This window comes from Thermomicrobiales bacterium (genome assembly GCA_037045155.1).
Lineage (GTDB): Bacteria > Chloroflexota > Chloroflexia > Thermomicrobiales > CFX8 > JAMLIA01.
In genome coordinates, this window is record JBAOIG010000003.1 from 863,309 (window position 1) to 888,807 (window position 25,499).

Here is a 25,499-nt window from a genome sequence, read left to right on the forward strand (position 1 = left end):
TCACGGCCGCGCGGGCGACCCCATCTGGACCTCGTAGGTCAGCAGGATAGCCTCCGCAACCTCGCGCATGGACTTCCGATTGTCCATGCTCGTCTTCCGCATCCGATTGAACGCCTCAGACTCACGGAGGCCGTGGACTTCCATGAGAACTCCTTTGGCGCGCTCAACGAGCTTGCGCGTCTCGAGTGCCTCACGAAGGTCAGTAACCTCCTGCTCGAGGTGGCACATTTCACGGAAACGGGAAAGTGCAAGCTCGATCACTGGCATCAACTCTGTCTCGCGGAATGGCTTCACGAGATATCCGCAGACTCCAGCGTCCTTCGCCCGGCCGATGAGTGAATGCTCGGAGTACGCGGTCAGCAGCACCACCGGGGCGATGCGTCGAACAGCCAACTCCTGAGCGGCGCTGATCCCATCGAGCTCTGGCATGCGAATATCCATGATGACGAGATCGGGACGCAATCGGTCAGCAAGCTCGATCGCCTCACGGCCGTCGCCCGCCTCACCGACAACGTCATATCCGAGATGTGACAACATCTCGCGCAGATCCATACGAATGAGCGACTCATCGTCTGCGATGATAATGCGCGTGCTTGGGGGTGATGTCGTCGTCGACATGCGAATACCCTACTCCTGCAAACGAATCGCTGCGAGATCCGGCTCCGATTCTACGCTGTATCGGCAGCCGCCCGCTGACGGGTCCAGGAGACCAGGCAACGATGCGTCGATGAATCATCGTCAGTCGAAGTGGTCGTCGGTCGGGGCGAGAGGATTCGAACCTCCGACCACCGGTACCCCATACCGGTGCGCTACCGGACTGCGCCACGCCCCGTCGTTGGTCGTCAGTATACGATAATCGGAGGCCGCACGATGCGCGCGGCCTCCGATTGATGATCAGACGGTGGTGGCTACTTGACCTCGGCCTTGGCGCCAACCTCTTCGAGCTTGGTCTTTGCCGCCTCGGCCTCGTCCTTGGTCACGCCCTCCTTGACAGCCTTCGGGGCGGCCTCGACGAGGTCCTTTGCCTCCTTCAGGCCCAGGCTGGTCAGCTCACGGACCGCCTTGATGACCTGGACCTTGTTCGCGCCGATCTCGGTGAGGACGACATCGAACTCGGTCTGCTCTTCCACAGCCTCGGCCACGGCGCCGCCGCCTGCCGGCGCAGCGGCCGCCATCATCGGCGCGGCTGCCGACACACCGAAACGATCTTCGAGCGCCTTGACGAGGCTGTGACAGCTCGAGAACGCTCATCTCCTCGATCGACGCGATCAGCTCGCTCATCTTCTCTTCGGACATCGCCATAGCTTGACTTCTCCCTGTTCCCTGTTGCTCGAAATTCTCATGCGTCCCGAATCAGGCGGCTGTGCTTTCGTCTTCGCCGCCAAGTTGCGTTGATCGCGCCTGCAGGACATACAGGAGCGAGCGGATCGGCGCGGCAAGCACGCCAACAATCCCGTACAACGGGCTCGCTAGCCCGCCGACCACCCTCGCGATCAGCACGTCACGACTTGGCAGGCTGGCAAGCGCCTCTACCTGATCTGCGCGAAGTAGCTGACCCTCGAGCATCCCCGCCTTGATTTGGAGAATGCGTGAGGTGCGAGCAAAGTCCGAGACGACCTTGGCCGGCTGGACCGGGTCATCGAACGCGGTAACGATGGCCATCGGCCCGACAAGCTCCGGCGCGAGCGCGTCCATCTCGTTCTGCTGCGCTGCGCGTCGGGCGAGTGTGTTCTTCGCCACCCGAACCTCGGCATTCAGCGGCCGCAATTGCGTCCGCAGGTTCTGCATGTCCGAGACGGAAAGCCCGCGGTAGTCGGCCAGGATCGTCAGTCGGGAACGGCTGAGGACTTCAGTCAGTTCCGCAACGGTATCGACCTTCTTCTTCGTTGGCATCCGGTTCACCTCCTTCCCTTCAGAATCCAATGCAAACGCCCTAGCGCCAGACGGCACGAGGGCGTCCACACAGATCCCGATAGGGATTGCGAAACAATTCCCCGCGTCCTCGGCCGGATGATTAAGCTCGAAGTCGAGCCCCGGCTGTCTTCGGCGCGAACGTTGCGTTGGTGTATCCAGCGTCCTGCGTGACTATCCTGCCTGAGCCGCCGAAGCGACGGTGGTAGCAACGTCGAGCGGGATGCCGGGGGTCATTGTACTGGTGAGCGTGATCGTCCGCAAATAGATGCCCTTGGCTGCCTGGGGCTTGTGGCGCTGGATCGCGTCGATCAGCGCATTCGCGTTTTCCACCAGGCGGTCTTCGGAGAAGCTCAGCTTGCCGATCGCAACGTGAACCAGGCCAGTCCGGTCGTTACGGAACTCGACTCGACCGCCCTTCAGCTCACGAATGACACCGGGAAGATCCTCCGGGGTGCGAACGACGGTGCCGGAGCGGGGGTTTGGCATCAGGCCGCGACGACCCAGGATTCGTCCGAGTCCGCCAACCTTGCCCATCTGGTCAGCCATTGCGATCGCCGAGTCGAACTCGAGCCAGCCATCGTTGATCTGCTTGACGAGATCGTCGCTGCCGACATAGTCCGCGCCGGCCTCTTGCGCGATGCGCGCCGCGTCACCGACGGCGAACACGAGCACGCGCGTTACCTTGCCGGTGCCGGCCGGGAGAATAACGGTCGAGCGAACCGCCTGATCTGCCTGTCGCGGGTCGATGCCGAGTCGGAAATGCATCTCGACAGTCTCGTCGAATCCGACGTACGACATCTTCTTCAGCAGTTCGACCGCATCCTTGACCTCGTATTCGCGTTCCGGCTCGAGCAGCTTCACTGCTGCCTGGTATTTCTTGCCACGCTTGGGCATGTCTGTTCCTCCTGTGGTGCGTGCGGGGCAGCGCGCCCCTCCCACGATGTAGCTCGTAGCGAGCCTAGACGATCTGGATTCCCATGGACCGCGCGGTGCCTTCGACCTGCTTCATCGCTCCGTCGAGATCGACCGCGTTGAGATCGCGCATCTTCAGCTCGGCGATCTCGCGGACCTGATCGAGCGTGACCTTGCCGGAGATGGTCTTGACGTTGCCGGAGCCTTTGTCAATGCCCGCAGCACGGCGGAGAAGGTCCGCGGCCGGCGGCGTCTTGGTGACGAAGGTGAACGAACGATCTTCGAACACCGTGATAACAACGGGGACGATCTGTCCCACCATGCTGGCGGTGCGCTCGTTGTACTCCTTGCAGAAGTTCATGATCGCGACACCGTGCTGCCCCAGCGCCGGGCCGATCGGCGGCGCGGGGGTCGCCTTACCTGCGGGAATCTGCAGCTTGATATACGCCCTGATCTTTTTAGCCAACCGTCAAACGTCTCCCTTCCTGACCTGTTATCGATGCAAGAGGATGCCCGCACCACCGTGCGGGCATGTCGTAGCGCCCGATCCTAGACCTCGCGCTCAACCTGCAAGAAGTCAAGCTCAACCGGCACCTCGCGTCCGAAGAACGACACGAGTACCTTGATCTTGCCCTTCTCCTGGTTGATGTCGTCGATTGCACCACGGAAATCCGCAAATGGGCCGTCCATGATCCTGACTGTGTCGCCGACCGAGAGGGACACCTTGACCTTCGGCGCTTCGGCCGTCATGCCGCGCATGATCGAGTCGATCTCCCCATCATCGAGCGGCATCGGCTTGTTGCCCGAGCCAACGAAGCTGGTGACGCCGGGGGTGTTTCTGACGACATGCCAGGAATCTTCGTCCAGGACCATTTTCACGAGGACATAACCCGGGAACACCTTGCGCTGCACGGTCTGACGCTGGCCGGCCTTGATCTCGATCTCGTCCTGGGTCGGGACAACCACCTCGAAGATCCTGTCGGCCACATCCATCGACTCGACGCGGTGCAGCAGATTCTGGCGCACCTTATTCTCATAGCCAGAGTACGTGTGAATGACGTACCACTGGCCCTGCGAACCAGTCTCTTCGGCGCGTTGTGTGTCCCGTGCCATAGCCAGGCGCTCGCGTATCGACCGTGTCACCGTTCCTCGTCTCCCGTTCCCGATCCGCGTGGCCCGACCTGAGGTCAGGACGGAATCCATTCCCAGATCCGGATAAAGACCGCGTCGATCCCGCCCAGAACCGCGCCGAGAATCGCTGCCATCGCGATGACGAGCAGCGTCAGGTTGCGGGTCGTCTCGGTGTCCGGCCATGAGACCTTGCGAACCTCGGTCATCGTGTCTCGCACCAGCGTCTGGAGCGAGCCCACGAAACCACCGCGTTGACCGCCCTTACTCGTCGTCCTGGTCGACATGTCGCCTTCCTCGTCGTGTGGATCGTGCCTGACGGCGGCGCGCCGCTCGGCAATACCGGCGCCGTCGCCGGGCTATCAACACAAAGACGGGGCGAGCCTCGGCGCTTCGCCCCACAACCGTCGCGTCACCGTCTGGTTCTTCCCCTCCTCCAGAGAGGAAGGGGCAGGGCCGGCAGGAATCGAACCCGCAACCTGCGGTTTTGGAGACCGCTGCTCTACCAATTGAGCTACGACCCTAAGATATCGGCGCGTCTACCGCGTTTCGCGGAAGAGCCGATGCGAGCGACAGCGCGGGCAGAACTTCCGCAACTCCAGGCGGCTCGGGTCATTCCGACGATTCTTCTCGGACGTGTACGGGCGCTCCTTGCACTCCGTGCACTCGAGCGTAATGACCATCCGGTCCGCCTTGCTCTTCTTGGCCATTATACATCACCCCGATTCCGGCCGAGGAAGGTGTCGGGCGGCCAGTGAGCCGCCCGACACGGCAATTATTCGATCTTGAAGTATACCGCAGCCTCAGCGTTGACGCTGGCTACTTGGTGATCTTGGTAACAACGCCAGCGCCGACCGTGCGACCACCCTCGCGAATCGCGAATCGTAGCCCCTCTTCGATCGCCACCGGCTGGATCAGCTCTACGTCCATCTGGATGTTGTCCCCAGGCATTACCATCTCAACACCCGCCGGCAACTGGATCGCTCCCGTGACATCCGTCGTCCGAATGTAGAACTGCGGCCGGTACCCCGGGAAGAACGGCGTGTGACGCCCACCCTCTTCCTTCGACAAGACGTACACCTCCGCCGCAAACGTCGTGTGCGGCTTGATCGACCCGGGCTTCGCCAAGACCTGCCCGCGCTCAATGTCCGCTCGCTCAACGCCCCGCAGCAAACACCCGACGTTGTCCCCGGCTTCCCCCTGGTCCAACGTCTTCTGGAACATCTCGACCCCGGTCACCACTACCGCTCGCGTCGGATGGATCCCGACGATCTCGATCGTCTCCCCAATCTTCACCAGCCCACGCTCGATCCGACCGGTCACGACCGTCCCACGTCCCTTGATCCCGAAGACGTCCTCCACCGGCATCAGGAACGGCTGGTCCACCGCTCGTGCCGGCGTCGGAATGTAGTCGTCCACCGCCTGCATCAACTCCAGGATCGGCGCATACTCCGGCGCCGTGATGTCCGTGCTCGTCGACTCCAACGCCGCAAGCGCGCTCCCACGAATGATCGGAATCTCATCCCCAGGGAAGTTGTACTGGCTCAACAACTCCCGCACTTCGAGCTCGACCAGCTCCAGCAGCTCCTCGTCGTCCATCATGTCGACTTTGTTCAGAAACACCACCATCGCCGGCACTTCTACCTGCCGCGCCAACAGAATGTGCTCCCGCGTCTGCGGCATCGGCCCGTCCGGCGCGCTCACCACCAGAATCGCACCGTCCATCTGCGCCGCACCCGTGATCATGTTCTTTACGTAGTCCGCGTGCCCGGGACAGTCCACGTGCGCGTAGTGCCGCGCGTCTGTCTCGTACTCCACATGCGAGATCGCGATCGTGATCCCACGCTCGCGCTCCTCCGGCGCATTGTCGATCGAGTCGAACGACCGGAACGCCGCCTCACCCTTGATCGCCAATGTCTTCGTGATCGCCGCCGTCAACGTCGTCTTTCCATGATCAACGTGACCAATCGTCCCAACGTTTACGTGCGGCTTCGTCCGCTCAAACTTCTGCTTCGCCACTGTCCCTCGTACCTCCTGAGCTCGGCGCGATGGTGCCATGCGCTACTGTGACAGAATGAACACGCAAAAGGCCCATCTTTACGCGTTAAAGACGGGCCGGTGGGGAGAGAGGGATTCGAACCCCCGAAGCATTGCGCAGCTGGTTTACAGCCAGCCCCCTTTGGCCACTTGGGTATCTCCCCCTGGAGCCGACGATGGGACTCGAACCCGCAACCTGCTGTTTACAAAACAGCTGCTCTGCCATTGAGCTACGTCGGCGTGCGATCGAGCACCGAGCGGAAATTGTATCGAGAGTGTCGTAGCATGTCAACGGCCAGCGTGAGCTTCACGCAGGGTTGATTTTCGATTGCTGGCATGTGGCCTTTCTGATATCGTTGTATGTTGAAGACGTACGCTGCCTACGGGCGGCATGAGAGCAAATTGCGCAGGGAGGCTGCTCGCGGATGACATTGCAGAAGACCCAGCGGGACGACATCGTTGAGAACTATCGAACCCACGACACCGATACCGGGTCACCGGAAGTTCAGATCGCGCTCCTCACCGAGCGGATCAATGGGTTGATCGAGCACCTGCGCGAACACCCGCACGACCATCATTCCCGTCGCGGGCTGCTGAAGCTCGTTGGACGGCGTCGTCGGCTGCTTGCGTATCTCAACCAGAATGATAGCGACCGATACCGGACGCTGATCGCCAGGCTTGGTCTGCGGCGCTGAGATTGCCACCGTTCGCGTCTTCAATCCGCGGCCAGAATCGTGCGAACGCCAGCCCAGGGCCAATTGGCCCTGGGCTGTTCGTGTGTTATCCCGGCTTTGGAGTAACTGGAAGGAGCTTGCCAACCATCGACGCTTGACCAACCAGGCCGATGACTTGCGTTATAGCCATCGCCAGGAACGCCGCGGAGGTGAGCGTTAGGAACTGAAGCATGGGGACGGCTCACGCCTTCAAGCTCCAGTCCCTAACCCTCACCGCGGTAGAGCCGGCGGAGCCGTTACCCGCCCGGCAATGATATGCCGCGCATTGACGCGCGGTGAGAAGTAGGGAAACAGAACAACCATGGATAATCGTCCAAACATTACCGAGATACGCCTGACTGTTGCCGGGCGCGATCTTGTCTTCGAAACAGGCAGGATCGCCGGCCTGGCCGATGGCGCCGTCACCGTACGCTACGGCGACACGCTCGTTCTTTCGACCGCCGAGGGCGAGGCCGAGCCTCGCGAGGGCATGGACTTCTTTCCGCTGACGGTGGATTACGAAGAGCGTATGTTCGCCGCTGGCAAGATTCCAGGCGGATTCATCAAGCGTGAGGGCCGACCGACCGAGCACGCGATCCTGTCGGCGCGCCTCACCGACCGCCCGATCCGGCCTCTATTCCCATCCGGCTATCGCAACGAGGTTCAGGTCATCACGACGGTTCTCTCGGCAGACCAGGTCAACGATCCAGACATCCTCTCGATCAACGGCGCTTCCGCCGCGCTGACGATCTCGAGTGTCCCGTTTCAGGGTCCAGTTGGCGCAGTCCGCGTCGGGTACGTTGACGGCCAACTCGTTATCAATCCCCTTGCGACGGAGGAGTCCAGCGAGCTCGACATCGTCGTGGCCGGCACCGCCGACGCGATCATGATGGTCGAAGGCGAGGCGCACGAGATTCCCGAGCACCTGCTTGTCGACGCGATCGCGCTCGCGCACGACGAAATCCGACGCATTGTTGATGCTCAGCTCCAGCTCCAGGCACGCGTCGGCAAGCCAAAGCGAGACCCGAAGGTCACGCCAAAGGACGAGACTGTCACCTCGAGTCTCCGCGACTATGTCGGCAGTCGACTCGACGATGCCCTGTTCAATGCCGACAAGGAAGCCCGTCAGTCGGCAACGTCAGAACTGAAACGTGACGCCGTCCAGCACTTCGTTGAGCAGGCACAGGCGTCGGGCGCAGATGCAGCTGCCGCGGCGAAGACCTATACCAACGCGTTCGAGGCGTTGATGAAGGCGACCGTTCGTAAGGCGATCCTCGATCGAGGCGATCGGCCGGATGGCCGCAACCCGTCAGAGATCCGGCCAATCTGGTGCGAGACCGGCTACTTGCCGCGCGCCCACGGGTCGGCGATCTTCACGCGTGGTCAAACCCAGGTCGTCACAGTCGCAACACTCGGCTCGACCAAGGAAGACCAGATGCTCGATGGGCTCGGCCTTGAGACATCCAAGCGTTACATGCACCACTACAACTTCCCGCCGTTCAGCGTCGGAGAGGTGCGCCGAATGCGCGGGCCTTCTCGCCGCGACATCGGCCACGGAGCGTTGGCCGAGCGCGCGCTGATCCCCGTCCTCCCCGATCAGACGGAGTTTCCGTACGTCGTTCGCGTCGTCTCCGAAGTCATGAGCTCCAACGGGTCGTCATCGATGGCGAGCGTCTGCGGCTCGACAATGGCGCTGATGGATGCAGGCGTGCCGATTGCGGCGCCGGTTGCCGGAGTGGCGATGGGCCTCATCACCGACGACTCCGGCCACTATCGCATTCTGACTGACATCCAGGGCATCGAAGACGCGCTGGGCGATATGGACTTCAAGGTCGCGGGAACCGAAGAAGGCATCACCGCGATCCAGATGGACATCAAGGTCAAGGGCATCACGACCGAGATCATGCGCGAGGCACTGGCACAGGCCCGAGAGGGTCGGCTGTACATTCTCGGCAAGATGGAGCAGGCGATTGCCGAACCCCGCACCGAACGTTCGATGTACGCGCCGAGCATCGTCTCAATGAAGATCAAGTCCGAGCAGATTGGCGCTGTGATCGGTCCGGGTGGCAAGGTGATTCGCGCCATCCAGGAGGCAACCACCACCAAGATCGATATCCAGGATGACGGCACCATCTACATCTCCGGCGTCGGCCAGGAAGCGACCGACGAGGCGATGTCCCAGATCAGGAAGATCACCTACGAGCCGCAGGTCGGCGAGCGGCTGAGCGGCCCAGTCAAGACGATCATTCCTGCCGGAGTGTTCGTCGAGATAGCGCCGGGCCGTGATGCATTCGTCCATATCTCGCAGCTCGCTGAGGAGCGAATCGAACGAGCCGAAGACGTCGTTGCCGTCGGCGACAGGATCGACGTCGTCATCACCGACGTTCGGTCAGACGGGAAGCTCGATGCATCCCGCCGCGCGGTGATCACCGGCGAGATGCCGCCCCCACGCGCTCCACGACCCAGCGGCCCGCGCCCCAGTGGCCCGCGACGCGACGGGCCGCGCCACGACGGGCCGCGCCACGATGGCCCCCGCAACGAGAGCGACCGTCCGGCGCCGCGTCAAGAGCACGCGGACGATGGTCGGCCACGCGACTCCCGCCGGCCAGGCTTCCTGAAGCCAAACGAGTAGTCCAACTGACCTGAAGCGAACGCCCGGATCGATATCGATCCGGGCGTTCTGTCATCCTCGTGAGCGGATCTGGCCGGCCGCGCCGCTATCAGATAGCTTGAAAAATCGCTCCCATGATTTGTGACTGAAACGACGAGTCTGACCAGGATATGACGAACAACGCAAACATGAGCGCGCAACAGCAGAATACGATGAAGCCGAAGACTGCAATCAGGATCCAGAAGGTGCGGCTGCGGCCAGGTTCGTGTCGCGCCGCTGGCGGGGGGGCGCCCGACCATTGCTGAGGCGTCGCGGCCCAGGCCGGCGGTGGTTGAGGTGGGGTGAGGCTCTGATCCGCCACCGACGCCGGTGGCGTCTGCATCACCGGCGGCTCATTGATCGGGCCAGAAACGATCGGCGACTGGACCGTTGGCTGCTCCGCGTCGATATCGGGGCTTTCCACGCTCGACACGGGCCCGAGACTCCCCCGCGCCGGTTGACCACCCTCAATGCGATTGCCGCAGACCGCGCAGAAGCGGGCGCCGGCCGGCAGTGGACTCCCGCAGACAGCGCAACTATCGTGACTTGTTGGGGTCTCACTCATTTCATCCCGCTCTCTCATGTTCTGTCAGGACGCCTCCGACACCGTCTCCACCGCGCTCGGCGCATCCCTCCAGCGCGAGACGCGGACCAGTCCGATGCTGCCGATCAGGATACCGAACCAGAGAGTTGCAAAGCGGATGAGCAAGGTCGCGGCGCCGGCCAGACCGGGAGTCATCGCCGGGTCGTCGATTGTAAGGAGAAGCAGGCCCGCGACGGTCAGTTCCGCTGCGCCGAGTCCGCCTGGCAGCATCGACGCGCCACCGATCCATGTTGCCGAGGCGAAGACGAAGATCCCGGCCGTAACCAGGCTCCAACTGGGGTCGATCCCCAGACCGACCAGCACCAACACAAACGCGAGACACTCACCGAGCCACGACGCGACGCCCAGGCTGACCGCAACCAGGAGTGGTCGCGGTCGCAGTAGCTCATGCGCTGAATCGTAGAGTTGCTCCAGCAGATGCACACGCGCGCCGATGCGCGTGCCTTCCAGCCACCTGAGCAGCGAATGGACTAGCTCCTCGCGCTGGATCAACACAACGACGAGGGCCATCAGGATTGTTCCGGCCACCATGATCTGCCAACCCTGGCGGAAGACTAACAACCCGAAGGACGCCAGGATGAGCAGCGCGAAGCCATCTGAGAGACGTTCGGCGAAGATAACTGGCGCGGTCCTCGCCATCGGCACGCCAGTCCGCACCCGCACAAGATACGCCTTGAGGTACTCTCCGACCTTGCCGGGGGTGAGCGCCATCGTGAATCCGGCCAGGAAGATCTGAGCAGAATCCCAACGTGTCAGCGACCGGATATCGAGCACTCGAAGGAAGTACTGCCACTTTACGAAGCGCAGCACGTAATTGATCACCGTCAGGCCCAGGATGAGAGGGAGTAGCCGCCAGTCGAAGTTACGCAGGGCATCGGCAAGGTTGCCTGCATCGAAAACGAGAACCATAGCCGCCATGACGACGACGCCGGCCAGTACCCCGATCAACAGGCGAGAACGAATCTGGTCGAACATCAGCCTCGGGTTTCTGGGTGGCAGCGGCCCGGCGTCCGCTCGTGGGGTGCGACGATCGTATGTGATCTGCAGCTCATGTGTCCAAGTATGCAGCGTTGCTCTTTGACAGGGCGAGCCGACCTTCTGTAGCATCGGAACGGAGATCCCCGTCCCACGGGGAGTGAGAAAGGTTGAATCCCGTGACACCAGAACTTCAGGCGCGCTACGAAGAGCTGCGCACTCATATAGCCGGGCTCGGCTCGGCGCTTGTCGCGTTCAGTGGCGGAGTGGACTCTGCGCTCGTGCTGAGGGTCGCACACGACGCGCTGGGCGACCGAGTTGCCGCTGGAACCGGACTCTCCGATACGTATCCCGAAGAGGAGATGCGCGAGGCGCGCGAAATCGCCAGCGAGATCGGGACGGAGTTCATCTACGCGCGGACGATGGAGCTGACGGATCCTCGCTACGCCGCCAACAACAGCCAGCGCTGCTTCTTCTGCAAGACCGAGCTCTATTCTCGTCTTGCTGAGATCGCCCAGGAACGCGGATATGAATGGTTGCTCGACGGAACGAACGCCGACGATCTCGGCGATCATCGTCCGGGCATGCGCGCCGCCCGCAACTGGAACGTCCGTAGCCCGTTGGCCGAGCTTGGGTTCCGCAAGAAGGAGATTCGCGAGCTTTCGGCGGGGCTGAACCTGCGCACCTGGGACAAGCCGTCGTTTGCCTGCCTGTCCTCACGCTTCGCCTACGGCGACCCGATTACCGTCGAGAAGCTGAAGATCGTCGCAAAGGCGGAGACGGCCATGCGCGGGCTTGGCTTCCGTGGCTTCCGGGTGCGGCATCACGAAATGGTCGCGCGGATCGAGCTGCCGGAGGCCGACTTCGTCCGCGCGATGGAGCTGCGCGAGGAGATCGTCGCGGCAATGCGCGAGGCAGGCTATGCCTATGCGGCGCTTGACCTCGCCGGGTTCCGGTCTGGCAGCCAGAATCTGATGTTGCGTCCGAAGGTTGTCGCCGCGTCGACAGCAGAGGGGTAGACGGCGCACCGGAGACGATCCGGCGCGCCCCAGCTCTATCTATTCTCCCCAGGTTTCGCGAAGGATGCGGACCCAGTTTTCGTGGGCGATCTTGCGAAGCGACTCGTCGTCGTAGCCACGATCCTGAAGCTCCTGCATCAGCTTCGGCAAGCCAGCCGCGTCGCGCAGGTCAGTCGGCATCTGCGCGCCATCGAAGTCGGAACCCATCGCTACGCCGTCGATGCCGAGCTTTTCAACGAGGTGATCGACGTGATCGGCCATGATCGACAACGGCATGTCTGCGTCGCGGCCGCCATCTGGCCGAAGGAAGCCGACGTTGAAGTTCAGGCCAACGATCCCGCGGCTGTCGCGAATCGCGTCGAGCTGCTTGTCGGTCAGGTTCCGCGGGCTCGCGCAGATCACATGCGCGTTGGAATGGGTTGCGACCAGGGGATCCTCGCTGATCGCCGCGACGTCCCAGAAGCCCTTCTCGTTGAGGTGTGACATGTCAATCATCACCCCAAGGCGATTGCAGTCGCGAACGAGCTGCTTGCCGGCTTCGGTCAGCCCGTCGCCAACATCGGGGCTGCTGGGAAAACGAAATGGCACCCCCTCCGAGAACCGGTTCTGCCGGCTCCAGGTGAGCCCGAGAGAACGCAAGCCAGCCTGATAGAACACCTCGAGCGCGTCGCCTTCGGTATCCAGCGGTTCGGCGCCCTCGAAGTGCAACACCATCGTGAAGACGCCCTCGTCGAGATTGCGCTGCAGCTCAGCTGCTGTGCGGGCGATGCGAATCTTGCCCTCTGATTCTCGCTCGGCACGGAACAGCCTGGCGAGGTGGCTCATCGCCTGCCCCTGCGCATATTCGAGTGTCATCATCGGCGGGCGCTTCGACTCGTCCAGATATCGTCCCATCGCCGCCTTTGCGCGCTCCTCGGGGTCGGCGTCCAGAACCTCGTCCGGCAGCGGGTCGGCAATGTAGACGGCAAAGAAGCCGCCGCCCAGACCACCCTCGGCGGCGCGTGGCAGGTCGATGTGACCTTCGTCGGATCGTTCGAAGATCGACCGCCCGCCGGCCATGCTCAGGACAGTGTCGTTATGTCCATCAAAGATCAGCGGAAACCTGTTCGTGCTCATTCGTGTCTCCTCCTGCTGGCGCGGCCGTCGTTACTACGGCCAGTCGCCAGCATACCCGGGCAGGCATCAGCGGTCGATAGCCACATCACCATCCCGCGACCGAGGTGTTTCGGATTCGCCGACTTCGATCCCGGAGCAAGATCCTTCGATCCAGGCGAGGATCGGGCGGCCGCTTTGACGCCGGCCCACTCCGCTGCTAGAGTCGCTCGCGGCGGGCGGGAAGGAGTACTTCCCTACTGAACACCGCAACACGGGAGGTTCCATGAGCGACGATACCTCGTTGAATCTGGGTCTACTGAAAAGCCTCTGCGAGTCGGCCGGAATTCCCGGCCGAGAGGACGCGATCCGCGACATCGTCGTCGCCGAGATGCGCGGGCTCGTCGATGATGTGTCGGTGGACGCGCTCGGCAACGTCGTCGGCGTCCGGAAGGGCACTGGCGGGCCTCGGGTCATGCTGATGGCTCACATGGATGAGATCGGCTTCATCGTCAGACACATCGACGACAAGGGCTTCATTCGAGTTCATCCAGCCGGGGGATTCGATCCACGCGTCTTGCCTGCCCAGCGCGTTCTCGTTCACGGGTATGCAGGGGAACCGCTTCTCGGGGTGCTGACGACCGCCGCGAAGCCGATCCATCTTCTGAGCCCTGGTGAGATCAAGCCACCAACGGTCGAAGAGCTCTACGTCGATGTGGGCCTCGCCGCCGATGAGGTCCGGGCGCGAGTTGAAATCGGCGATGTGGTAACGATGCAGCGCACGGTCGAGATGATCGGCAACAACGTTATGGGCAAGGCGTTCGACGACCGGATCTGCGTGTTCCAGATGCTGGAGGCACTCCGCAAGCTGGATGGCCCGGTCGCGGCCGAGATCATCGCTGTTGCCACAACTCAGGAAGAGGTCGGGCTCCGAGGGGCTACAACATCGTCGTATCACGTCGACCCCGATATCGGAATCGCGCTGGACGTGACGCTTGCGCGAGATATCCCTGACACGAAGGACCAGGACACGGTCACAAAGCTGGGCGCTGGCGTCGCGATCAAGATCATGGATACCGCCTCGATCTCGAATTACCGGCTCGTCCGGCATATGCGCGAGGTCGCGCATGCAGCCGGTATCGATTACCAACTGGAGATCCTCCCACGTGGCGGCACCGACGCAGGCGCGGTGCAACGAACCCGCGGCGGCGTCGCGGCGATCACGATGTCGATCCCGACACGGTATGTCCACACCGTCAACGAGATGTGCTCGCGAAGCGACATCCAGGCGGCCATCGACCTGCTGGCCGAGTACCTCCGGCACGCCCACGAGGGCGTCTACGGATACGACGCCAGCCAGGCCTGATCGTCAAAGCTACTCGATCAGAAGAAGCACCCGCGGGCGGTCGCCCGCGGGTGCTGTCGGTTCCCAGGCAAATCACCGGGCCGGCCGGGTTCGTCATGACCCGACCTTGTCACTACCAGGCAGCGACGCTATAGTATCTATATGTACGTACACTCTGAACAAACCCAGGACAGCGAACAGATGACGATCGTTGACGCGCACCGGCGATTCATCGACGAGGATCTGCGCCTGTCGCCCCGTTCTCGGCGTACGTACGACTATTCGCTCCGGCGATTCCTCGACGTGATCATCCGGGATTTCGGGCTCGATCCGGCGACCGCGCCGGTGACCGATCTGACGATCGAGCATGTCACCGCGTTCGTGGCGTCCGAGATGCCCCGCGATCTTCGGACTCCCGAGGAGGTCTCGAGGATGCGCACGGTTCAAACGCAGTTAGCTGCGGTGCGCAAGTGGTACGCCTACCTCGCCGCCTACGACTTCCACCCGGATCTGCCAAACGACAAGTTGCGGACGAGGGTCCGTGCGATGATGCCGCGGTTTACTCCACCCCCGCCGGATATTCATCTCGACGACATCAAATGCATCGTGGACTACACGCTGAATCGGCCACACGAGACGCGGCCCCATCTGGAGCTTCGCCGCCTCAAGGTGCGGGCGATGATCCTGTTTCTCTACCGCACCGGCGTCCGGGTCTCGGAGTTCTGTGCCCTCCGGCGCCGCGACATCGACCTCGAGCGCGGGGAGGCATCGATCTATCGGGCGAAGGGTGGGAAAAGCCGGACGGTTCTGTTCGACGCGGCGACCGCCGAGGCGCTTGTCTCGTACTGGACAGCCCGCGGCGACCAGGGGCGAGGAACGGGCGCCTTTCCTGCCTTCTCCGGACGTGACAAACTTGGAGAACCGGGGCGCAACATCGCGCCCCGCACCGTCGAGCATATCGTCGCCGAACTAAGCACAGCAGCCGGAGTCGAGACGGAGATCACACCCCACTCGTTTCGACATGGCCTGGCGTCCGAGCTCGTTCGCCGGCGCGTCCGTGAATCAACTGTGCAGACGCTCCTGGGCCACGCGTCCCCGGCGACCACGAGGATCTATGTTCATAAGACCGCGCAGGAAGTTGCAGACGAATATCAGGATGCGTTCGGCCAGTACCGCAAACCGGCCGGCGCGTAGCGTCGCGGTCCTCTTCGCCACACTGCTACTTCTCTCTGGTTGCGCCGCGCCACGCGTCATACGCGAGACGCCAACCACCATCGCTCCGGAGACTCCTACGCCGGTTGCGATTGCCAGCCCCACGCTCGCCAGCCCGACCGTGTCGCCGACGACAGATGCCAGGAGCTACACCGTCGATCGAGTGGCGCTGGCAACCCGCGTCGACGCCAACGGGGCGCCGATTGTCGAGACGACCGTCGTCTCCGAGACGGCGCGGCAGATCTTCCTGTGCGTCCACGTCCTCGGCATCTGGCCAGGAGCGCCATTTCGCGCCTACTGGATTGAGAACGACCAGGTAATCGGCCAGAGCGACGCACTGGCGATCGAGACGCAGGGCCGACCCACCTGGGTCGCGCTCGAATATCGACCGCCGTTTGCGCTCAAACCGGACGCGGACTACGCGGTCGAGCTGCTAATTGACAATCAGAAGATCAATCGGTTTGTCTTCCGGGCCGGCAAGGGAGATCCGGCCAAGGCGGTGGCGGAGGCGGCGTTCGCGACGGGATTCAATACTTCGGGGAAGCCCACCGGCGTGCGCACAAGCTTTCCTGCCGACGCAACGGAGTTGATCTTCCGAGCGCGAGTATCCAACATGGTCGATCCCACTGGCTGGATCTTTACCACGCTCTGGTATCGCGACGACGTTCTGGTAGCGCAGCTCGGTCCAGACGAAACGGACAACGGCCGACTGCTTTCGTTCACGCTACGCCCCGGCGGCGATTTTCCGCCCGGCCCATACGCTGTGGCGTTATTGCTAAATGGCATCGAAGCGCGCATCGTGCCGTTTGAGATTACGTCGGCTTCGAACGTGCCGGCCGACGATACAGCTGGCACACCGTCTACGCCGGCGAGCAGCAATGCGCGGGTCACCAGAGCCGTGCTGACCGATCGAGTCGATTCACAATCGAACGCGCCCGAGGGTGACGAGATTACCGTCTGGAACGCGGTCGGCCGGACGACCGCGGATCTCTGGCTGGCAGTCGCGGTAACCCGGCTGACGCGCGACGACATCGTCGAGATCCGCGTGAACCAGACCGGGACGCTCTACGCCAACCAGCGACTTCCGCGCCAGGCAGTCGCGTCGGGCTGGGTCTCCGCGCCGATCAGCCTCAGCGTGCCGTCAGTGCCAGATGGTCCGGTCGAGTACACGCTCACCGTGCTGTTGAATGGCAATCGGACGCAGACAGTTACCGTCCTGGTCGTTCCCGTCACTCGCTAGTCTCGGCGTCGCCATCCTGGCTTGGCGAGTTCAGCGCATAACGCTCGACGAGCACCGGCATCTCACGATGGAACTGGCTGTTCGCGACAACCCGCGTAACGCCAGCCATTTTCGCCGCGCGAAGCGTCTCGACCTCTTTGTGTGGCCCAAAGACGAGCACCGGGATGCCCGAAGCAGCGATCTGCCCGATGCGCTCCCAACTCTCGCCTGTGTCCACGGCCGTGCCATCGACTACGACGAGCCGGACATCGCCGCTCGCCAGACCATCGGATACCTCTCCGATAGAGCGCGTGAGGACGGCGTTGTACCCGAGTCGTCGCAAGGTAACGCGGATATTGACCGAGAAGAACAGATCGCTGAACAACACAATGACCGTGCCGCGCTCTGTCGGCGGAGAGGGCGGTCGGGCTTCGCTCGTCACCGGGGCAGCTCCAGTCACCGATCAGTCGGCCGGCAGTTCCAGCTCGTCGACCAGATCCCGGGCGGCGTGGAGCCACTGAGGATCGGTGTCGTCCGGGACCGAGCAGCCGTTCGCAAGGATGAGCTTCCGCCCGCCTGTCTGCCGGATCGCATCCTCGGCCTCGGAGCGGATCTCGGCGTCGGGTCCATTCGACAACGCGCCGAACTCGTGCCAGCCGCCCATCAGGCAGAGGTCCGTCTTTGCGCGCGCGTCCGCGAGGCTCGGGCCGGCCAGACGATCGGACCACGACAACACCTGAACCGGGTAGTCAAGCACGTCATCGAAGAACAGATCGCGGTCACCGTGGACATGGACGATATTGAGCCAGCTATCGCGCGCGCCCTGGAGAGCCAGCAGGTCGTACGGCCGCCCGAGCTCACGGTATTCTGCGGCGCTCATGACGGAACTGGCGCATCCCTGGAGAGCGAAGAAGACACCGTCGGCGCCGGAGTCGATGCAGTCCTGGATATGAGCTCGCAGGTTCTCGGCGATCGTGGCCAACGCTTCGTGGACGGCGCTGGGATTCGTGCGAGCATGCTCGAGGAACAGATCGTACGACTCGGCGAAGTGAAGCGCCTCACAGAGCGGTGAAAACACCGTCATCACAATCGGCGTCTCGTAACCGACGGCGTCGCGCAGTGCCTGGATGGCAACTGCCCGTTGGTGGAAGAAGCGCGATCGAACGATCTCGATCGGCTCGATCAGCCGCCAGTCCTCAGGTGTACGGACACTACGGCGGGGAAATGGATAGGGCAGATCCGGCATGATCTTCAGGATATCCAGATCGAACTCGGCCTCGAAGAACTCGAGCGTTGCCTCCGCCATGCGGCGGCCGGAGCCCCCTGGCTTGAAGTGATGCCAGAAGCAGACGGGGATGCGATCGACCTCCTCGCCCATCACCGCGGCCATCACCCGTTCCGTCTTGGTCATCTCGTCCATCATCATCGCCATCTACTCTATCTCCCTGTCTGATGGGCTAAGAAGCCCGATGTTATGCCCAGATGGAACAGTGGATGGAACACGTCGTCCACTCGCGGCATCCAGCTGGTCGCTGGCAGCGCGCTGTTCGGCGGTCGCCGGCCAGACGTAGACGTCCAGTGTATACGCGACGGAGGCATGCCCGAGCCGCGCGCTGATCGTCGACGGCGGCACCTTCAGCCGCGCCAGCCAGGTCGCGCCCGTGTGCCGCAGGCCGTGAGGCGTCAGGTGCGTCACGCCGGCGGCGTCGCAGAGATGGAGCAGGTGACGCCTGATCGTGTTATGGCTGGCCATGCCGCCGGTGCGGGATGTGACGACCAGCTGGCGTGCGTTCCACCCTGGCGCCATCAGGCGGGCGATCGCATCCTGGCGGCGCCGGTGGTCGCGCAGCGCGTCGACGCATGTCGCTGGCAGCTCGATGGGGCGCCGGCTGGCGCCCGACTTCGGCGCGACGCCGATCGTTTGCCGGCCATCGGCGTCCTCGGTGCGAGTACGCTCGACGCGAACGACACCGGCGTCGAGGTCCACGTCCGACCATGCCAGGCCGATCACCTCGCCGGGCGCAGCTGCGCGAGTAGCATCAGCAGCCAGGCCGCGCCGAAGCGCTCGTCTGCATCGATCGCGACCAACGCGCGCGCGATCTCGTCATCCGTCCAGGTGCGTGGTGGTGTGCGCTCGACTGGTGGTGTCTCGACGGCCAACGCCGGGTTGTGCGTCATCCGGCGGGCGCGCACTTCAGCCGACAGGGCGGACGACAGCAGCGCGCGCGCCTGGCCGATCGTGCCGGCAGAGAGGCCGGCCTGTTTCGTCCGGCTGTTCGGCGCTCGCTCCAGTGACGATATCCAGCGGTCGATCGTCCGATCGTCCAGCCGATCGAGGCGGACATCGCCGAGGTAGGGCGTGATGTAGAGCCGCGCAGTCGTCTCCCATCGGTGGCGGCTGGATACGCGAGCGCGGCGCCGGCCGCCGATCCAGTCGGCGACGGCGTCGGCGACCGTGCGGCCATCGCGACGAGTCTGGACGCCGTCCAGCAGCTGAGCCTGGCGGCGTGTGCGAGCGTCATGGGCGGCACGAGCGGTTGTGAACGCGCCGCGCACCTCCCAGGGGCGCTTGCCGGTGGCGGCATCGAGCGGCAGGCGGAGCTTGTAGCACCACGTCTCGGAGCCGGTCCGATAGACGCCTGGGTACTGTGCGCGAGCCATCAGGATCGTCCGGCGCCGCGCTTGGCATCGGGCAGATGGTAGACGTAGAGCCCGATCACCTCGACGCTGACACTGCCGTCGAGCGTGGCGACAAGACGGCCGTCACCGTCGCGCAGCTCGATCGTGCCATCGGCGCGGGGCATCCAGCGCTTCAGCGTCACTTCGGCTCCCATCCGGACCGCCACAACCTGCCCAGGTCGCGGCCGGTGCCCGGACGGATGATCGAGGATCACCGCGTCGCCGTGCAGGATGCCGATCGCCGCCAGGCAGTCTCCGGTCACGAGCAGCGCATATGGATCCCGCGCGCCGGCGATCATCTCCGCGACCACGTGGATGGCTGGCATGTCGTCGAGTGGGCCGGTGAAGCGCACTGAATCGGCCGGGATGTACCCATAGACCGGCACGGCGCGCGTGGCGTCCACCTCGACGCCACGAATGGGCGCCTCTATCGCCGCTGCCGCCAGGCGCCAGAGCGGGAGACCGAGCGCGATCGCGATCGGCTCCAGCTTGTCGCGGCCGGGCGCGGCGACCGTGCCGCGCTCGATCTGCGAGATATAAGTCTGCGGGATCCCGGTCCGGTCCTCGAGCTGGACCTGAGTCAGTTCGAGCTCAAGTCTCCGGCGGCGGATCAGGTCGCCCAGCATCGTCGGCTGGGGAGGGCGGCGGCTGCGGTCCATGTCATGGCTCCATCACTAGCGGCGCATCATCTATCGGCTCTCATACTAGCGGCCGAATGTGCTACCCCGTAGTTGCGCGCAACACTAGATGGTGTTACACTATCGACAGGCCATCTATTGAGGATGACCGTATGGAGGGCGCGATGAGCGTGACACAGGACGAGCGGCAGACGGCGCCGCCGATCAACGTCCGGCTCGACGCGGATCAGCTGGCGGCGCTGGCGCGGTTGGCGCGCCGGCGGGGCCGGTCGAGCCGGTCGGCGCTGATCCGCGAGGCGGTGGACCGGCTGATCCGTGACGAGGAGTCGGTCGAGAGTGACGAGGCGTCGTCATGACGGCACTTGCGGGGCTGCCGGTGCGGGTGCAGCTGGATCTGTCCGACGACGACATCCGGCGCGTGGCGGCAGCAGTCGTCGCCGAGGTGGCTGCGCTCGTGCCCGCCTGGCTGCCGGATCGCCCACTCTCGCGGGACGACGCGGCCGCGTGGCTGCGTGTATCGGCTGAGCAGCTGCGGCGATGGGAGAGATCCGGGACGCTGGTCCCGGCACGGGCCGGGCAGATCGTCCGCTACACGCCGGCGCAGCTGGCGGCGTTCCTGGGAGGGGGTGATCGGGGGGATGCAACCGGGGCCGGTCAGTGATCGGCGGACAGCACGACGCGGGCGATGAGAGCGCCCGGCGTCGCGACGAGTCGTTTAGCGTGAAACAGGGGAAGCCTACCATGAGTGACTATGCACACGAGTACCGGCAATACGCAGAGTGGGAGGATGCCGACCGCGCGGCGCGCGCGATCGCAGACCGAACCGGTGCGCCAGCTGGCGTCGCCCGGACTATGTACTTCGACGGCGTCCGGACGCACGTCGGCTATGACGCGCTATCGTGGGATGCCATGCTCGATCAGCAGACGCCGGGCGAGTGGGTAACCGGGTTCCGCTGGGCGGGCGCGGAAATGTTGACGGATGACGACTACTGGCAGCGCCAGCGCGAGCTGCTGGAGCTGTTGTCAGCGCAGCAGTCCCGCGACCAGCGCGCGATCAGCGCCGCGCTAGACAATCAGACCATCGGCGCGATGTCACGAGAGGCGGCGCGATCATGACGATCTACCAGGACTACAAAGTGACATACCGCGATGGGAGCACGAACGTCTTCACTGGCGATAGCCTGGCATCGGCTGCGCTTCAGGCTATCGCGCACGGCAACCCGGTCTGCTTCGAACCGATCTGCACGCGCTGCCACGAAGCGATACGCGCCGGGACGACGTTAGAGATAGAGGCCGGTCGATACGTACATCCGGCATGCGCAGTGGAGGGCGGGCTAGCATGACAGATAGGATGCGCGACGATATCCACGGGCTATCTCCGGATGAGCGGCGGCGGCTCGTTGACGACATGACTCGCGAATTTTCGCGCCGGCGTCCGAAACAGAACCCGGCGCCGATCGTGCAGCCTCGACTGACACGTGGCATCGCCTACAGCGGTCTTCTGACGGAGACCGAATACGAAATGGTGGAGTTCACGACCGGCGCGGGCGGCGTCGATATCGTCCGGTCTCTGCTGTATCGCAACCGCACCGGCGCCGAGGCGCTCGGGTTGCTTGCGCCGGATACTCCGCCCTTCGCAGTCCATCCGGCGCTGGTAGAGCGTGCAGACGTGGCGCAGGGCTGCGCACACTCGCCCGTACGCTACGATAGAGGGCAAGTGGCTATCCGTACGCCATCTGCCGACGCGGTGACGTCCCCGGGCATTCTAGGGCTCCAGGACATCTTGCGGGATTGCGCCGCGGTCGGCGCGACGTTGTACATGGCCACGATGATAGCGGTGCTGATCGCCACGATCGCCGCCTGAGTGCGGATGCTGAAGGAGCACACGAGACATGACGTACGATCCGACGCGCGACCTGACCAAGCTGAAGGGCAAGGAATACCTCGAGGTGAAGTACCGGCTGTTGTGGCTGCGCGATCGCGACCCGGACGCGCGCATCACGACCGAGCTAGTCACACCGCCGACGGCGGACGAGCTGGTTGTCCGTGCTGAGGTGACATTGACGACGGGCGGCTGCGCGACCGCGTATGGCGCGTGCGGTCGCTCCGAGTTCGGGGACGCACTCGAGAAGGCGGAGACGAAGGCGATCGGTCGGGCGCTCGGGGCGCTCGGTTTTGGGACACAGTTCGCCGGCACGGAGCTGGACTATGGCGCAGATGACGGCCGCGTAGTAGATGCGCCGATGGCGCCGCGCACGGCTCCGGCGATTCAGACGGCGACTGATCGACAGGTCCGCGCGATCATCGCGGTTGGGCGGGCCGCCGGCTGGCCGGACGATGAGATCAAGACACGGATGGTGGAACGGTATGGCGTCGAGAGCCGCAGCGCGCTCTCGACGTCCCAGGCATCCGACTTCATCACACACCTGGAGACCGAGCCAGCGCCGGCGCGCGGATAGCCAACGCTGAGGCGTGATCGTAAGCCGGGCGCGCGGATAGTTGACGCGCGCGCGGCTATAGACGGGATGCGACTAGATGTCACGTCGATACGGCGAACAGGAATGAGCGTGCAGGCTATGGCGCGGGTGTGGGATGACTCGCAGGCACGCGGGACAGGGCTGTTAGTGATGCTCGCAATCGCGAACTACGCGAAAGCGGATGGCTCCGGCGCCTGGCCGGCTATCGGGACGCTGGCGCGAGACTGCCGACTGAGCGTCCGGGCGATCCAGGACATCATCCGACGGCTGGACGCTGCGGGGGAACTGCGCGTCGAGCGCGGCGCCGGGCCGTCCGGGGTGAACCTCTACACGGTCACGCCGGGGGCCGGTGCGGGATCTGCGGGGGGTGCAGAATCTGCGGGGGCTGAGGTGCAGATTCTGCACCGGGGGGGTGCAGATTTACGTACTGAAGGGGTACGTAAATCTGCACCCTATCCATTAGTGAACCATCATAGAAGCTACACACAGCAGGGCGCGCGCGTGAGCGTGGCGGAGATGACACACGCGGAATGCCGGGTAGCCGCGATGGTGCGCGCGGTTCCGGGCGCGGCGAATATCGGCGACGGCGAGATCGTCGGGCACCTGCGCGACGTGATATCCGCGCTCCCGTCATCGCCGGATGATGATGCGCTCGTTGCCGACGCTCTGCGGTTCCGTGACTACTGGGCGGACAAACGCGCCGGCAAGTCCGGGCCGTGGAAGTCGTGGCGCACGTCGATGACCAACTGGTTCTCCCGGACGCAATCCACGCGCTTGCCACCGCCAGGCGCGCGCGGGTCGTCGACGGCGCCGGACTTCTCGGGGATCAATCAGGTTGCGGATGCGATCCGCGCGCAGGAACGGGGGGCCAGCCGATGACCGGTGATTCGTTCGCGGCGGGGATGTCGCGCATGGCAGCGATGTGGCCGCGCTCGGCGCCAGCTGCCACCACCGCGGCGGTCTACTATGACGCGCTCGCCGACTTGTCGGACGATGTTTGGGCAGCGGCGGTGACACAGTGCCTGCGTGACTGCACGTTCTATCCGGTGCCGGCGGAGATCCGGCAGCGTGCCGACGATCTGCTAACAGCGTCTGGGTGGTTGCCGGAACCGCCGGAGGCGGCGTGGGCGCGCGTCATGGCGGCGGTGCGACGATTTATCCCCGGGCAGCCGAGCGACGGGACAACACTGCCAGAGCCTCACCTGTCGGTCGTCCGGCAGGTCGGCGGGTTGTACCTGATTGCGACTGCCGCCGACGATTTCACCGTCCAGCAGGCGCGTCGGGAGTTCCTGTCGCTCTACGCGGCGGAACGCCGACGGATGGTCAACGCGCCGACAGCGTTCAACCAGCGGCTGGCGGGCCTGCCGTCGCCGCTCGCGCTGCAGCGCGGGGAACGATAGCGACGATGGCTCTAGCGACGCGCACGATAGCCGCTACGTCGCGTTCCGGCCGCGCATGGCTCCTGAGCCATTCACGAGGTCTGGCCGCGTTGCAGGGCATTCTGGCGCGTCTGGCAGGAGGACGACATGAACGAGAAAACGATCGGCGATCGGACGATCGGCGAGGCGATCGCGGGCTGGCATGTCTGCGCCGGCTGCGGGCAGCCGATCGTGCCGGGGCTGATGCAGCGCGACGGCGCCGGGAGGCCGTACCACATGCGTTGCTGGCTCTATCGGCCAGCGGAGGACGAGCCGGAGGACGACGAATGCCCGTTCTAGCGCGCGACTGGGTCTGGGTCGCGTGCCTGGCGGTGTTGCTGCTGACGGCGGCAAGCGGCTGGGCGGACGTGATCGCGACGATCGGAGGGCTGATCTGATGCCGGTGGACTGGAGCCGTTACCCGGCTAACTGGAAGGACGTCCGCGAGCGCATTCTGGACCGTGCTGATCACTGTTGCGAACGCTGCGGCGCGCCTGACCGGCGGGTCATCGTCCGCGACGATCCGACCGACCCGGCGGCGTGGCGCACCGCGGAGATGGGCGAGCTGCGCGACGACGACGGGACGCCGCCGACGCTGGTCATCCTGACGATCGCGCGCCTCGGCGTGCCGCACCTCGACGGGCGTCCCGGCGACAAACACGACAAGATGGACGTCCGCGAATCGAATCGGGCCGCGCTCTGCCAGCGCTGTCACCTGCTGGAGGACATGGACGATCACGTCCGGGCGGCTGCCGAGACACGCCGCCAGCGCCAGCGCACCGCCGGCCAGCGCGTGCTCTTCGGCGGTGCGCGGTGACGCCGCCGGTCAACCTGGCGAAGCTGGCGCGCCGTGCCGCGCGGCTGCACGAGCGGATCGCCGTGGACCTCTGTCCGGACGGCGACGGCGGCCGGCTGGTGTGCGGGACGTGCGGCGCCGAGCGGACGATCACACCTGACGACATCGCCTGGTATCTGCGGACCGGCTGGCCGGAGTGCTGCTACCGGACCATGCGCTGGGTCCGGGGCGGCGAGGAAGGAACGACGAAATGATTGCTCTTGCACAGGCGGTTTCTGGCAGTGCGAGCTCTTCGGCCGGGTTGAAGCGCTGTCGAGACTGCGGGCGGCTGCTGCCGTTCGACGAGTTCTACTGCCACACGACGACGGCCGACCGGTTGCGGGCCGAATGCAAGGACTGCAAGCGCGCCTACCAGGTTGCTCGGTCGCGAACTACGGATGGGCGGGATGTGCTCAAGCGCCGCAACGCCCGCGCCAAAGCGAACGGGAAGCGCGCCGCGCGGGACCGGGCGCGTTACGCGGCCCGCGTCGGGATCATCCCGCGCGAGCCGTGCGAGGTCTGCGGCCGCGGCGACGCCCACGCACACCACGAGGACTACGGACTCCCGCTGGACGTCCGCTGGCTCTGCCCGGAGCATCACGGCCAGTTGCACCGTACCCGCTGATAGGGCT

At 64.3% G+C, this 25,499-nt stretch carries 33 protein-coding genes, 4 tRNA genes and 1 pseudogene; 18 read left to right on the forward strand and 20 right to left on the reverse strand.

Annotated elements, in window-relative coordinates; translation table 11 throughout:
- The 13 genes and pseudogenes from V9F06_07195 to V9F06_07255 all read right to left on the reverse strand — a co-directional run bounded on the left by V9F06_07195 (position 1) and on the right by V9F06_07255 (position 6,231).
- Entirely contained in the window at positions 1–618 is a 618-nt protein-coding gene (locus tag V9F06_07195; protein MEI2617407.1) for a response regulator, read from the reverse strand.
- Positions 619–758: 140 nt separating this feature from the next.
- Positions 759–832 (reverse strand) — tRNA-Pro (locus V9F06_07200).
- A 76-nt stretch (positions 833–908) separates the two neighbouring features.
- Positions 909–1,302 (reverse strand): annotated as a pseudogene (rplL, locus tag V9F06_07205) (50S ribosomal protein L7/L12).
- A 51-nt stretch (positions 1,303–1,353) separates the two neighbouring features.
- Positions 1,354–1,893, reverse strand: coding sequence for a 50S ribosomal protein L10 (rplJ, locus tag V9F06_07210; protein ID MEI2617408.1), 540 nt, complete (start codon positions 1,891–1,893; stop codon positions 1,354–1,356).
- Positions 1,894–2,085: 192 nt separating this feature from the next.
- On the reverse strand, positions 2,086–2,808 hold the full coding sequence (rplA, locus tag V9F06_07215) for a 50S ribosomal protein L1 (GenBank protein ID MEI2617409.1): 723 nt from the start codon (positions 2,806–2,808) through the stop codon (positions 2,086–2,088).
- Positions 2,809–2,872: 64 nt separating this feature from the next.
- Positions 2,873–3,292, reverse strand: a complete 420-nt coding sequence (gene rplK / locus V9F06_07220; GenBank protein MEI2617410.1) for a 50S ribosomal protein L11 — start codon at positions 3,290–3,292, stop codon at positions 2,873–2,875.
- Positions 3,293–3,375: 83 nt separating this feature from the next.
- A complete protein-coding gene (nusG, locus tag V9F06_07225; protein MEI2617411.1) occupies positions 3,376–3,939 on the reverse strand; it encodes a transcription termination/antitermination protein NusG in 564 nt (187 codons plus the stop codon).
- A 74-nt stretch (positions 3,940–4,013) separates the two neighbouring features.
- Positions 4,014–4,241 (reverse strand): preprotein translocase subunit SecE, encoded by a 228-nt coding sequence (gene secE, locus V9F06_07230; protein ID MEI2617412.1) that lies wholly within the window; start codon positions 4,239–4,241, stop codon positions 4,014–4,016.
- Positions 4,242–4,405: 164 nt separating this feature from the next.
- A tRNA-Trp gene (locus V9F06_07235) sits at positions 4,406–4,478 on the reverse strand.
- A gap of 15 nt (positions 4,479–4,493) precedes the next feature.
- Complete coding sequence (rpmG, locus tag V9F06_07240; protein ID MEI2617413.1) at positions 4,494–4,664, reverse strand: 50S ribosomal protein L33; 171 nt, start codon at positions 4,662–4,664, stop codon at positions 4,494–4,496.
- A 109-nt stretch (positions 4,665–4,773) separates the two neighbouring features.
- On the reverse strand, positions 4,774–5,973 hold the full coding sequence (tuf, locus tag V9F06_07245) for an elongation factor Tu (GenBank protein ID MEI2617414.1): 1,200 nt from the start codon (positions 5,971–5,973) through the stop codon (positions 4,774–4,776).
- 100 nt (positions 5,974–6,073) lie between these two features.
- Positions 6,074–6,155 (reverse strand) — tRNA-Tyr (locus V9F06_07250).
- A gap of 1 nt (position 6,156) precedes the next feature.
- Positions 6,157–6,231 (reverse strand) — tRNA-Thr (locus V9F06_07255).
- A gap of 185 nt (positions 6,232–6,416) precedes the next feature.
- Between V9F06_07255 and rpsO the strand changes: the two genes are divergently transcribed.
- Entirely contained in the window at positions 6,417–6,686 is a 270-nt protein-coding gene (gene rpsO, locus V9F06_07260; protein MEI2617415.1) for a 30S ribosomal protein S15, read from the forward strand.
- A 340-nt stretch (positions 6,687–7,026) separates the two neighbouring features.
- The gene (locus V9F06_07265; GenBank protein MEI2617416.1) at positions 7,027–9,336 is read left to right on the forward strand and encodes a polyribonucleotide nucleotidyltransferase; all 2,310 of its coding nucleotides are present in this window, start codon (positions 7,027–7,029) and stop codon (positions 9,334–9,336) included.
- Positions 9,337–9,943: 607 nt separating this feature from the next.
- Here V9F06_07265 and V9F06_07270 read toward each other — a convergent pair.
- The gene (locus V9F06_07270; protein MEI2617417.1) at positions 9,944–10,933 is read right to left on the reverse strand and encodes a lysylphosphatidylglycerol synthase transmembrane domain-containing protein; all 990 of its coding nucleotides are present in this window, start codon (positions 10,931–10,933) and stop codon (positions 9,944–9,946) included.
- A gap of 179 nt (positions 10,934–11,112) precedes the next feature.
- On the opposite strand from V9F06_07270, the gene larE reads away from it, so the two are divergent.
- Positions 11,113–11,952, forward strand: a complete 840-nt coding sequence (gene larE, locus V9F06_07275; protein ID MEI2617418.1) for an ATP-dependent sacrificial sulfur transferase LarE — start codon at positions 11,113–11,115, stop codon at positions 11,950–11,952.
- 39 nt (positions 11,953–11,991) lie between these two features.
- Here larE and V9F06_07280 read toward each other — a convergent pair whose 3' ends face one another.
- Complete coding sequence (locus tag V9F06_07280) at positions 11,992–13,068, reverse strand: dipeptidase (protein MEI2617419.1); 1,077 nt, start codon at positions 13,066–13,068, stop codon at positions 11,992–11,994.
- A 262-nt stretch (positions 13,069–13,330) separates the two neighbouring features.
- Here V9F06_07280 and V9F06_07285 point away from each other — a divergent pair, with 262 nt between their 5' ends.
- From V9F06_07285 to V9F06_07295, 3 genes are all read left to right on the forward strand, one after another.
- Positions 13,331–14,410, forward strand: a complete 1,080-nt coding sequence (locus tag V9F06_07285) for a M42 family metallopeptidase (GenBank protein ID MEI2617420.1) — start codon at positions 13,331–13,333, stop codon at positions 14,408–14,410.
- Positions 14,411–14,590: 180 nt separating this feature from the next.
- Positions 14,591–15,583 carry a tyrosine-type recombinase/integrase gene (locus V9F06_07290; GenBank protein MEI2617421.1) on the forward strand — a complete coding sequence of 331 codons (993 nt, stop codon included), beginning with the start codon at positions 14,591–14,593 and terminating at the stop codon, positions 15,581–15,583.
- The gene (locus V9F06_07295) at positions 15,546–16,841 is read left to right on the forward strand and encodes a hypothetical protein (protein ID MEI2617422.1); all 1,296 of its coding nucleotides are present in this window, start codon (positions 15,546–15,548) and stop codon (positions 16,839–16,841) included. Before V9F06_07290 ends, V9F06_07295 begins: the two co-directional genes overlap by 38 nt.
- Here V9F06_07295 and V9F06_07300 read toward each other — a convergent pair.
- Genes V9F06_07300 through V9F06_07320 form a run of 5 tightly spaced genes read right to left on the reverse strand, consistent with a single transcriptional unit; the run spans position 16,831 to position 20,158 of the window.
- Positions 16,831–17,262, reverse strand: a complete 432-nt coding sequence (locus V9F06_07300) for a hypothetical protein (protein ID MEI2617423.1) — start codon at positions 17,260–17,262, stop codon at positions 16,831–16,833. The genes V9F06_07295 and V9F06_07300 overlap by 11 nt on opposite strands.
- A 21-nt stretch (positions 17,263–17,283) precedes the next feature.
- Positions 17,284–18,252 carry a uroporphyrinogen decarboxylase family protein gene (locus tag V9F06_07305; GenBank protein MEI2617424.1) on the reverse strand — a complete coding sequence of 323 codons (969 nt, stop codon included), beginning with the start codon at positions 18,250–18,252 and terminating at the stop codon, positions 17,284–17,286.
- Positions 18,253–18,807 carry a site-specific integrase gene (locus V9F06_07310; protein MEI2617425.1) on the reverse strand — a complete coding sequence of 185 codons (555 nt, stop codon included), beginning with the start codon at positions 18,805–18,807 and terminating at the stop codon, positions 18,253–18,255.
- A 20-nt stretch (positions 18,808–18,827) separates the two neighbouring features.
- The gene (locus V9F06_07315) at positions 18,828–19,481 is read right to left on the reverse strand and encodes a hypothetical protein (GenBank protein MEI2617426.1); all 654 of its coding nucleotides are present in this window, start codon (positions 19,479–19,481) and stop codon (positions 18,828–18,830) included.
- Entirely contained in the window at positions 19,481–20,158 is a 678-nt protein-coding gene (locus V9F06_07320) for a helix-turn-helix domain-containing protein (protein ID MEI2617427.1), read from the reverse strand. The genes V9F06_07315 and V9F06_07320 overlap by 1 nt, the downstream gene beginning before the upstream one ends.
- A 143-nt stretch (positions 20,159–20,301) precedes the next feature.
- On the opposite strand from V9F06_07320, the gene V9F06_07325 reads away from it, so the two are divergent.
- The 12 genes from V9F06_07325 to V9F06_07380 all read left to right on the forward strand — a co-directional run bounded on the left by V9F06_07325 (position 20,302) and on the right by V9F06_07380 (position 25,492).
- Positions 20,302–20,493, forward strand: a complete 192-nt coding sequence (locus tag V9F06_07325; GenBank protein MEI2617428.1) for a ribbon-helix-helix protein, CopG family — start codon at positions 20,302–20,304, stop codon at positions 20,491–20,493.
- A complete protein-coding gene (locus V9F06_07330; protein MEI2617429.1) occupies positions 20,490–20,798 on the forward strand; it encodes a helix-turn-helix domain-containing protein in 309 nt (102 codons plus the stop codon). Before V9F06_07325 ends, V9F06_07330 begins: the two co-directional genes overlap by 4 nt.
- Before the next feature lie 80 nt (positions 20,799–20,878).
- Positions 20,879–21,253: a hypothetical protein gene (locus tag V9F06_07335; protein MEI2617430.1), complete on the forward strand. Its 375-nt coding sequence runs from the start codon at positions 20,879–20,881 to the stop codon at positions 21,251–21,253.
- Positions 21,250–21,480, forward strand: a complete 231-nt coding sequence (locus V9F06_07340; GenBank protein MEI2617431.1) for a hypothetical protein — start codon at positions 21,250–21,252, stop codon at positions 21,478–21,480. Before V9F06_07335 ends, V9F06_07340 begins: the two co-directional genes overlap by 4 nt.
- Entirely contained in the window at positions 21,477–22,001 is a 525-nt protein-coding gene (locus tag V9F06_07345; protein ID MEI2617432.1) for a hypothetical protein, read from the forward strand. The genes V9F06_07340 and V9F06_07345 overlap by 4 nt, the downstream gene beginning before the upstream one ends.
- 28 nt (positions 22,002–22,029) lie before the next feature.
- Positions 22,030–22,596 (forward strand): hypothetical protein, encoded by a 567-nt coding sequence (locus V9F06_07350; protein MEI2617433.1) that lies wholly within the window; start codon positions 22,030–22,032, stop codon positions 22,594–22,596.
- A 102-nt stretch (positions 22,597–22,698) separates the two neighbouring features.
- Complete coding sequence (locus tag V9F06_07355; protein MEI2617434.1) at positions 22,699–23,493, forward strand: helix-turn-helix domain-containing protein; 795 nt, start codon at positions 22,699–22,701, stop codon at positions 23,491–23,493.
- Positions 23,490–24,014 carry a hypothetical protein gene (locus V9F06_07360; protein ID MEI2617435.1) on the forward strand — a complete coding sequence of 175 codons (525 nt, stop codon included), beginning with the start codon at positions 23,490–23,492 and terminating at the stop codon, positions 24,012–24,014. The genes V9F06_07355 and V9F06_07360 overlap by 4 nt, the downstream gene beginning before the upstream one ends.
- Positions 24,015–24,140: 126 nt before the next feature.
- Positions 24,141–24,332 (forward strand): hypothetical protein, encoded by a 192-nt coding sequence (locus tag V9F06_07365; protein MEI2617436.1) that lies wholly within the window; start codon positions 24,141–24,143, stop codon positions 24,330–24,332.
- Positions 24,333–24,429: 97 nt separating this feature from the next.
- Entirely contained in the window at positions 24,430–24,849 is a 420-nt protein-coding gene (locus V9F06_07370) for a hypothetical protein (GenBank protein ID MEI2617437.1), read from the forward strand.
- Positions 24,846–25,082 carry a hypothetical protein gene (locus tag V9F06_07375; GenBank protein ID MEI2617438.1) on the forward strand — a complete coding sequence of 79 codons (237 nt, stop codon included), beginning with the start codon at positions 24,846–24,848 and terminating at the stop codon, positions 25,080–25,082. Before V9F06_07370 ends, V9F06_07375 begins: the two co-directional genes overlap by 4 nt.
- On the forward strand, positions 25,079–25,492 hold the full coding sequence (locus V9F06_07380) for a hypothetical protein (protein ID MEI2617439.1): 414 nt from the start codon (positions 25,079–25,081) through the stop codon (positions 25,490–25,492). Before V9F06_07375 ends, V9F06_07380 begins: the two co-directional genes overlap by 4 nt.
- The last annotated feature ends 7 nt before the right edge of the window (positions 25,493–25,499 follow it).

Bases quoted from the DNA above. Each gene is read 5' to 3' on its own strand.
- V9F06_07195 (MEI2617407.1), bottom strand. From the start codon at position 618: ATGTCGACGACGACATCACCCCCAAGCACGCGCATTATCATCGCAGAC.
- rplJ (MEI2617408.1), bottom strand. From the start codon at position 1,893: ATGCCAACGAAGAAGAAGGTCGATACCGTTGCGGAACTGACTGAAGTC.
- rplA (MEI2617409.1), bottom strand. From the start codon at position 2,808: ATGCCCAAGCGTGGCAAGAAATACCAGGCAGCAGTGAAGCTGCTCGAG.
- nusG (MEI2617411.1), bottom strand. From the start codon at position 3,939: ATGGCACGGGACACACAACGCGCCGAAGAGACTGGTTCGCAGGGCCAG.
- secE (MEI2617412.1), bottom strand. From the start codon at position 4,241: ATGTCGACCAGGACGACGAGTAAGGGCGGTCAACGCGGTGGTTTCGTG.
- rpmG (MEI2617413.1), bottom strand. From the start codon at position 4,664: ATGGCCAAGAAGAGCAAGGCGGACCGGATGGTCATTACGCTCGAGTGC.
- rpsO (MEI2617415.1), top strand. From the start codon at position 6,417: ATGACATTGCAGAAGACCCAGCGGGACGACATCGTTGAGAACTATCGA.
- V9F06_07265 (MEI2617416.1), top strand. From the start codon at position 7,027: ATGGATAATCGTCCAAACATTACCGAGATACGCCTGACTGTTGCCGGG.
- V9F06_07270 (MEI2617417.1), bottom strand. From the start codon at position 10,933: ATGTTCGACCAGATTCGTTCTCGCCTGTTGATCGGGGTACTGGCCGGC.
- V9F06_07280 (MEI2617419.1), bottom strand. From the start codon at position 13,068: ATGAGCACGAACAGGTTTCCGCTGATCTTTGATGGACATAACGACACT.
- V9F06_07285 (MEI2617420.1), top strand. From the start codon at position 13,331: ATGAGCGACGATACCTCGTTGAATCTGGGTCTACTGAAAAGCCTCTGC.
- V9F06_07290 (MEI2617421.1), top strand. From the start codon at position 14,591: ATGACGATCGTTGACGCGCACCGGCGATTCATCGACGAGGATCTGCGC.
- V9F06_07295 (MEI2617422.1), top strand. From the start codon at position 15,546: ATGCGTTCGGCCAGTACCGCAAACCGGCCGGCGCGTAGCGTCGCGGTC.
- V9F06_07305 (MEI2617424.1), bottom strand. From the start codon at position 18,252: ATGGCGATGATGATGGACGAGATGACCAAGACGGAACGGGTGATGGCC.
- V9F06_07315 (MEI2617426.1), bottom strand. From the start codon at position 19,481: ATGGCTCGCGCACAGTACCCAGGCGTCTATCGGACCGGCTCCGAGACG.
- V9F06_07320 (MEI2617427.1), bottom strand. From the start codon at position 20,158: ATGGACCGCAGCCGCCGCCCTCCCCAGCCGACGATGCTGGGCGACCTG.
- V9F06_07325 (MEI2617428.1), top strand. From the start codon at position 20,302: ATGAGCGTGACACAGGACGAGCGGCAGACGGCGCCGCCGATCAACGTC.
- V9F06_07330 (MEI2617429.1), top strand. From the start codon at position 20,490: ATGACGGCACTTGCGGGGCTGCCGGTGCGGGTGCAGCTGGATCTGTCC.
- V9F06_07335 (MEI2617430.1), top strand. From the start codon at position 20,879: ATGAGTGACTATGCACACGAGTACCGGCAATACGCAGAGTGGGAGGAT.
- V9F06_07340 (MEI2617431.1), top strand. From the start codon at position 21,250: ATGACGATCTACCAGGACTACAAAGTGACATACCGCGATGGGAGCACG.
- V9F06_07345 (MEI2617432.1), top strand. From the start codon at position 21,477: ATGACAGATAGGATGCGCGACGATATCCACGGGCTATCTCCGGATGAG.
- V9F06_07350 (MEI2617433.1), top strand. From the start codon at position 22,030: ATGACGTACGATCCGACGCGCGACCTGACCAAGCTGAAGGGCAAGGAA.
- V9F06_07355 (MEI2617434.1), top strand. From the start codon at position 22,699: ATGAGCGTGCAGGCTATGGCGCGGGTGTGGGATGACTCGCAGGCACGC.
- V9F06_07360 (MEI2617435.1), top strand. From the start codon at position 23,490: ATGACCGGTGATTCGTTCGCGGCGGGGATGTCGCGCATGGCAGCGATG.
- V9F06_07365 (MEI2617436.1), top strand. From the start codon at position 24,141: ATGAACGAGAAAACGATCGGCGATCGGACGATCGGCGAGGCGATCGCG.
- V9F06_07370 (MEI2617437.1), top strand. From the start codon at position 24,430: ATGCCGGTGGACTGGAGCCGTTACCCGGCTAACTGGAAGGACGTCCGC.
- V9F06_07380 (MEI2617439.1), top strand. From the start codon at position 25,079: ATGATTGCTCTTGCACAGGCGGTTTCTGGCAGTGCGAGCTCTTCGGCC.